The 6,091-nt window shown below is 70.8% G+C and carries 5 protein-coding genes and 1 riboswitch; all 5 genes read left to right on the plus strand.

Annotated features, from left to right (window positions below; translation table 11 throughout):
- Nucleotides 1-428 precede the first annotated feature (428 nt).
- Nucleotides 429-941, plus strand: coding sequence for an FHA domain-containing protein (locus ACFYSC_RS28015; RefSeq protein ID WP_362946393.1), 513 nt, complete (start codon nucleotides 429-431; stop codon nucleotides 939-941).
- 26 nt (nucleotides 942-967) lie between these two features.
- Nucleotides 968-1,618 (plus strand): MerR family transcriptional regulator, encoded by a 651-nt coding sequence (locus ACFYSC_RS28020; RefSeq protein ID WP_389967663.1) that lies wholly within the window; start codon nucleotides 968-970, stop codon nucleotides 1,616-1,618.
- Nucleotides 1,619-1,696: 78 nt separating this feature from the next.
- Nucleotides 1,697-2,167 carry a bifunctional nuclease family protein gene (locus ACFYSC_RS28025; protein WP_362946398.1) on the plus strand — a complete coding sequence of 157 codons (471 nt, stop codon included), beginning with the start codon at nucleotides 1,697-1,699 and terminating at the stop codon, nucleotides 2,165-2,167.
- A gap of 144 nt (nucleotides 2,168-2,311) precedes the next feature.
- Entirely contained in the window at nucleotides 2,312-2,932 is a 621-nt protein-coding gene (locus ACFYSC_RS28030) for a MerR family transcriptional regulator (protein ID WP_389967666.1), read from the plus strand.
- A gap of 15 nt (nucleotides 2,933-2,947) precedes the next feature.
- Nucleotides 2,948-3,040, plus strand: a riboswitch (glycine riboswitch).
- A gap of 160 nt (nucleotides 3,041-3,200) precedes the next feature.
- A complete protein-coding gene (gcvP, locus tag ACFYSC_RS28035; RefSeq protein WP_389967668.1) occupies nucleotides 3,201-6,056 on the plus strand; it encodes an aminomethyl-transferring glycine dehydrogenase in 2,856 nt (951 codons plus the stop codon).
- Nucleotides 6,057-6,091 lie beyond the last annotated feature (35 nt).

Raw genomic sequence — 6,091 nt, forward strand, 5'->3', positions numbered from 1 at the left:
CCGGTGTCTGGACTGAGGAGCGGAGGAGCGGAGCGGCGGAGTGACGAGGGAAGACACCGGATCAAGAGCCCGCGAGCCGCGACGCGCAGCGTCGCCATGAGCCTGCTCGGGGGCGCCGGTGTCTGGACTGAGGAGCGGAGGAGCGGAGCGGCGGAGTGACGAGGGAAGACACCGGATCAAGAGCCCGCGAGCCGCGACGCGCAGCGTCGCCGTGAGAACTTCGGCGCGGCGGCATGGACCGGGAGTGCCACCCGGCGGTAACTTTGTCCCGACCGAACCCGCGGTCGAGCGTCGGCCTTGATCTTTGCGTCTCATTGGTGTATGTTGCGGCATTCGCAGTCAGAGAAAATACTTGAGAAGCGAAGAAGCGAGGCGCGCATCCCTGAGCACCGTTGCCGCGTCTTCGCGGTAGGAGGCCGAGCCGATCGATGCCGAGCGTCTACTGCACGCAGTGCGGGCACCCCAACCCTGAGGACGCCCGTTTCTGCTCCCAATGCGGTTCGCCGCTGACCAAGTACGAGTCACCCGGAGACAGCACGTCCACCATCTCCCTCTCCGGGATCGAGGCGTACGAGGCGGAGACCGGAGAGACGCTTCTCGCCGAGCGGCAGGCCGTCGAGCAGTTGCCCCCGGGCACGGCCCTGCTGGTCGCCATGCGCGGTCCCAACGCCGGCAGCCGCTTCCTGCTGGACAGCGACCTGACCACCGTGGGGCGTCACCCCGAGAGCGACATCTTCCTGGACGACATCACCGTCTCGCGCCGTCACGTGGAGTTCTACCGGCGCGGCGGCGGCATGTTCACCGTCCGTGACGTCGGCAGCCTGAACGGCACCTACGTCAACCGTGAGCGGATCGAGGAGGTGCCGCTCTACGGCGGGGACGAGGTACAGATCGGCAAGTTCCGGCTGGTCTTCCTCACCCGCGGCGCCTCTGGAGGATGATGAGCTCGCAGGCCGCTCGTGCGCACATGAGCATCGGGGAGGTGCTCGCCCTGCTGCAGGGCGAGTTCCCCGACGTCAGCATCTCCAAGATTCGCTTCCTGGAGGGCGAGGGGCTGATCGAGCCGGAGCGCAGCCCCTCCGGCTACCGCAAGTTCACCTACGCCGACGTCGAGCGGCTCCGCTACATCCTCAGCGAGCAGCGTGACCGCTACCTCCCGTTGCGCGTGATCAAGGACCGGCTGGAGGCGGCCGACCGCGAGGAGCGGCCGGTCGCCCCGCCCCGGGCCCTGCCCGACGAGCCGGTCAGGGAGGTCCGCCTCACCCGCGCGGAGCTGCTGACCGCCGCCTCGCTCTCCGAGGAGGCCCTGACCGAGCTGGAGGACTTCGGCCTGGTGGAGGCCGTGGCCCGCCACTACGACGCCGAGGCCCTGGCGGTGGCCCGCAGCGTCGGCGCCCTGGCCGCCTTCGGCCTGCACGCCCGCCACCTGCGGGCGGTCAAGGCCGCCGCCGAGCGCGAGGCCGGCCTGGTGGAGCAGGCCATCGCCCCCCTGCTGCGTCGCCGCGGCCCCGGAGCGATCGCCGAGGCCGATGAGACGGCCCGGGAGATATCCGGGCTCCTGCTGGAATTACACGCCTCGTTGCTGCGTTCCGGCGTTCGAGGGGCCCTGGGCCGGTGAGCCCTGGCCGGACGGCCGAAGTCCCCCGGATGTTACGTTGAACGAACCGGTCGAAATCCAGCGAAGATGGAGCAGCCCGTGTTGCAGATGGAGGTCGTGGGCGTTCGGGTTGAGATGCCTTCCAACCAGCCCATTGTTCTGCTCAAGGAGGCACATGGGGAGCGCTATCTGCCGATCTGGATCGGCATGACCGAGGCCACGGCGATCGCCATGGCCCAGGCCGACGAGCCGCCACCGCGGCCGCTCACCCATGACCTCTTCCGCGACGTGCTCGACGCCTTGGACGTCCAGTTGACCACCGTCAACATCGTCGCCCTCCGGGACGGCATCTTCTTCGCCGATCTCGTGTTCTCCAACGGGACGGAGGTCAGCGCCCGCCCGTCGGACTCGATCGCCCTCGCGTTGCGCACCGGAGCCCGCATCTTCGCCAGCGAGGACGTGGTCGCCGAGGCCGGGGTGATCATCCCCGATGACCAGGAGGACGAGGTGGAGAAGTTCAGGGAGTTCCTTGACACAATCACGCCCGAGGACTTCGGTCGCGCGGGGTAGGTATTTCGGTGCATTTACGCTTCACGACGCGCCGGGTGGGGTCGTTGACTGGGCTTGGCCCCGAGCCTACGGTGCAAGTGAACCCCGGGGCCGCGCGTAAACCCCCAGATCAGGCCGCGGGATGAGAGAAAGCCGGAGGTCCGCGTGGCGGTCAGCAGCGGCGAGGGTAGAAACGCCGATCAGGATGACCCGAAACGGCGCGGGGAGGCCTGTCAGCGCGCGGGCGAAGAGGGTCTGCTGTTCGACGGGGCGCCGGTGAGCCCGCCCGCCGACGTCGGTTACCGCGGCCCCACCGCCTGCGCCGCCGCCGACATCACCTACCGCCAGCTCGACTACTGGGCCCGCACCGGGCTCGTCGAGCCCACGGTCAGGGCCGCCCAGGGCTCAGGTTCCCAGCGACTGTACGGCTTCCGCGACATCCTCGTCCTCAAAGTCGTCAAACGCCTCCTCGACACCGGCGTCTCCCTCCAGCAGATCCGCATCGCCGTACAGCACCTCCGTGACCGCGGGGTCAGCGACCTCGCCCAGATCACCCTGATGAGCGACGGCGTGAGCGTCTACGAGTGCACCTCGCCCGACGAGGTCATCGACCTCCTCCAGGGCGGCCAGGGCGTCTTCGGCATCGCGCTGGGCCGCGTCTGGCAGGAGGTGGAGGGTTCCCTGGCCGATCTGCCCGGCGAGCGGGCGGAGGCGTCCCACAGCCCTTTAGGAGATCATCAGGCGGATGAGCTGGCCCGCCGTCGCAGAGCCCGGCGAACCGGGTAAAGTTGGTCTGGCCGCAGACACCGTGCGGGAGAGACCCCGGCTCGACCGGGGCGCCGAAGGAGCAAACCTCCCCGGAATCTCTCAGGCACCCTGTACCGCACGGACGAGGCGACTCTGGAAAGCAGGTGCGCCCGCCAGGCGTGTCTCACCGACGGTGAAAGCCCTCCCCGGCGGGGAAGGTGAAGCTCTCAGGTGGAGATGACAGAGGGGGAGACCCGGCATACGCCCGCGCTCAGCGCCGGTCTCCACCAGCCTCGGGAGGCTTTCCATGACCGACCTGTCACCGCTCGGTGAGCTCAGCTCCCCGCCTTTCTCCACCCGTCACATCGGCCCGGCCGACGCAGACCAGGCCCGCATGCTGGAGACGGTCGGCTTCGCCTCCGCCGCCGACCTCCTCGCGGTGGCCGTGCCGGAGGCGATCCGTATCGCCGACCGGCTCGACCTCCCTCCGGCGGCGAGCGAGCCGGAGGCCATCGCCGAGCTGCGCGCCCTCGCCTCCCGCAACACCGTGCTCACCTCGATGATCGGCCTGGGTTACCACGACACGATCACCCCGGCCGTCATCCGCCGCAATCTCCTGGAGAACCCGGGCTGGTACACCGCCTACACGCCCTACCAGCCGGAGATCTCCCAGGGCCGCCTGGAGGCCCTGCTCAACTTCCAGACGGTCGTGGCCGACCTGACCGCCCTCGACGTCGCCGGGGCCTCCCTGCTCGACGAGGCCACCGCCGTCGCCGAGGCGATGACCCTGGCCCGCCGCGCCGGCAAGGCCGCCTCCAACGTGTTCGTCGTCGACGCCGACGCCCTGCCGCAGACCAAGGCCGTGCTCGCCACCCGCGCCGAGCCGCTCGGCATCGAGCTGGTCGAGAGCGACTTCACCGCCGAGCTGCCCGACTGCTTCGGCGTGCTCGTGCAGTACCCGGGCGCGAGCGGCCGGATCAGGGACTTCCGCTCCGTCGCCGACGCCGCCCACGCCCGCGGCGCCCAGGTCGTCGCCGCCGCCGACCTGCTGGCCCTCACCGTGCTGACCGCCCCCGGTGAGATGGGCGCCGACATCGCGGTCGGCTCCACCCAGCGGTTCGGTGTGCCGATGGGCTTCGGCGGCCCGCACGCCGCCTACATGGCGGTCCGCGACGGCCTGCAGCGGCAGATGCCCGGCCGCCTGGTGGGCGTCTCCCAGGACGCCGACGGCCGCCCCGCCTACCGCCTCGCGCTCCAGACCCGCGAGCAGCACATCCGCCGGGAGAAGGCCACGAGCAACATCTGCACCGCGCAGGTGCTGCTCGCGGTGATCGCCGGGATGTACGCCGTCTACCACGGCCCCGAGGGGCTGCGCAGGATCGGCCGCCGCGTCCACCGCCACGCCGTCGTCCTCGCCGAGGGCCTGCGCCAGGGCGGCGTCGAGGTCGTCCACGACGCCTTCTTCGACACCGTGCTGGCCCGCGTCCCGGGCCGGGCCGCCGAGGTCGTCGCCGCGGCCCGCGACAACGGAGTCAACCTGCGGCTCGCCGACGACGACCACGTCGGCGTCTCCTGCGACGAGAGGACCGAGCTGCCGCACATCGAGCGGGTGCTGGCCGCCTTCGGCGCCGGCGGCGCGGTCCTGGCCGACCTGGACGCCTCCGCCCACGACGCGCTGCCCGCCACCCTGACCCGGACGAGCGACTTCCTGACCCACCCGGTCTTCCACAGCCACCGCTCCGAGACCGCCATGCTCCGCTACCTGCGCAGGCTGCAGGACAGGGACATCGCACTCGACCGGTCGATGATCCCGCTGGGCTCGTGCACCATGAAGCTCAACGCGACCACCGAGATGGAGCCGATCACCTGGCCGGAGTTCGCCGGCCTGCACCCCTACGCCCCCGCCGAGCAGGGCACCGGCTACACCGAGCTGATCGGGCAGCTGGAGGGCTGGCTCGCCGAGGTCACCGGCTACGACGCCGTGTCGATCCAGCCCAACGCCGGTTCCCAGGGCGAGTTCGCCGGCCTGCTCGCCATCCGCGCCTACCACCGGGCGCGCGGCGAATCCGGCCGCGACGTCTGCCTCATCCCCTCCTCCGCGCACGGGACCAACGCCGCCAGCGCCGTCATGGCCGGCATGCGGGTCGTCGTGGTGGCCTGCGACGACGACGGCAACGTCGACCTCGGCGACCTCGCCGCCAAGATCGAGAAGAACCGCGACCGGCTCGCTGCGATCATGGTGACCTACCCGTCCACGCACGGCGTCTACGAGGAGGGCATCACCCGGATCTGCGAGCTGGTGCACGAGGCCGGCGGCCAGGTCTACGTCGACGGCGCCAACCTCAACGCGCTGGTCGGCCTGGCCAAGCCGGGCGAGTTCGGGGCGGACGTCTCCCACCTGAACCTGCACAAGACCTTCTGCATCCCGCACGGCGGCGGCGGTCCCGGCGTCGGGCCCGTCGCGGTCCGCGCCCACCTCGCCGAGTACCTCCCCGGGCACCCGCTGCGCGACGGCTCGCCGGTCGGCCCGGTCTCGGCCGCGCCGTACGGCTCGGCGGGCATCCTGCCGATCTCCTGGGCCTACATCCGGATGATGGGCGCCGAGGGGCTCCGGGCGGCCACCGAGCAGGCCATCCTGTCGGCCAACTACCTCGCCCGCCGCCTGGCACCGCACTACCCGGTCCTCTACACCGGCCGCGAGGGCCTGGTCGCCCACGAGTGCATCGTGGACCTGCGCCAGATCACCAAGGAGACCGGTGTGACCGTGGACGACGTGGCCAAGCGCCTCATCGACTACGGCTTCCACGCGCCGACGATGTCCTTCCCGGTGGCCGGCACGCTGATGATCGAGCCCACCGAGAGCGAGGACCTGGCCGAGCTCGACCGATTCTGCGACGCCATGATCGCGATCCGCGGCGAGATCGCCAAGGTCGCCTCCGGCGAGTACGACAAGAAGGACAACCCGCTGCGCAACGCCCCGCACACCGCCGACTGCCTGGTCACCGACGACTGGGACCACCCCTACGGCAGGGTTGAGGCGGCCTACCCGGTGTCGTCGCTGCGCGAGGACAAGTACTGGTCGCCGGTCCGCCGCGTCGACCAGGCCTACGGCGACCGCAACCTGGTGTGCTCCTGCCCGCCGCTGTCGGCCTACGAGGACTGACCTGCTCATTGCGACACTGCGTGTCGCGGCTCGGG

The organism is Streptosporangium sp. NPDC004379 (assembly GCF_042873875.1).
Lineage (GTDB): Bacteria > Actinomycetota > Actinomycetes > Streptosporangiales > Streptosporangiaceae > Streptosporangium.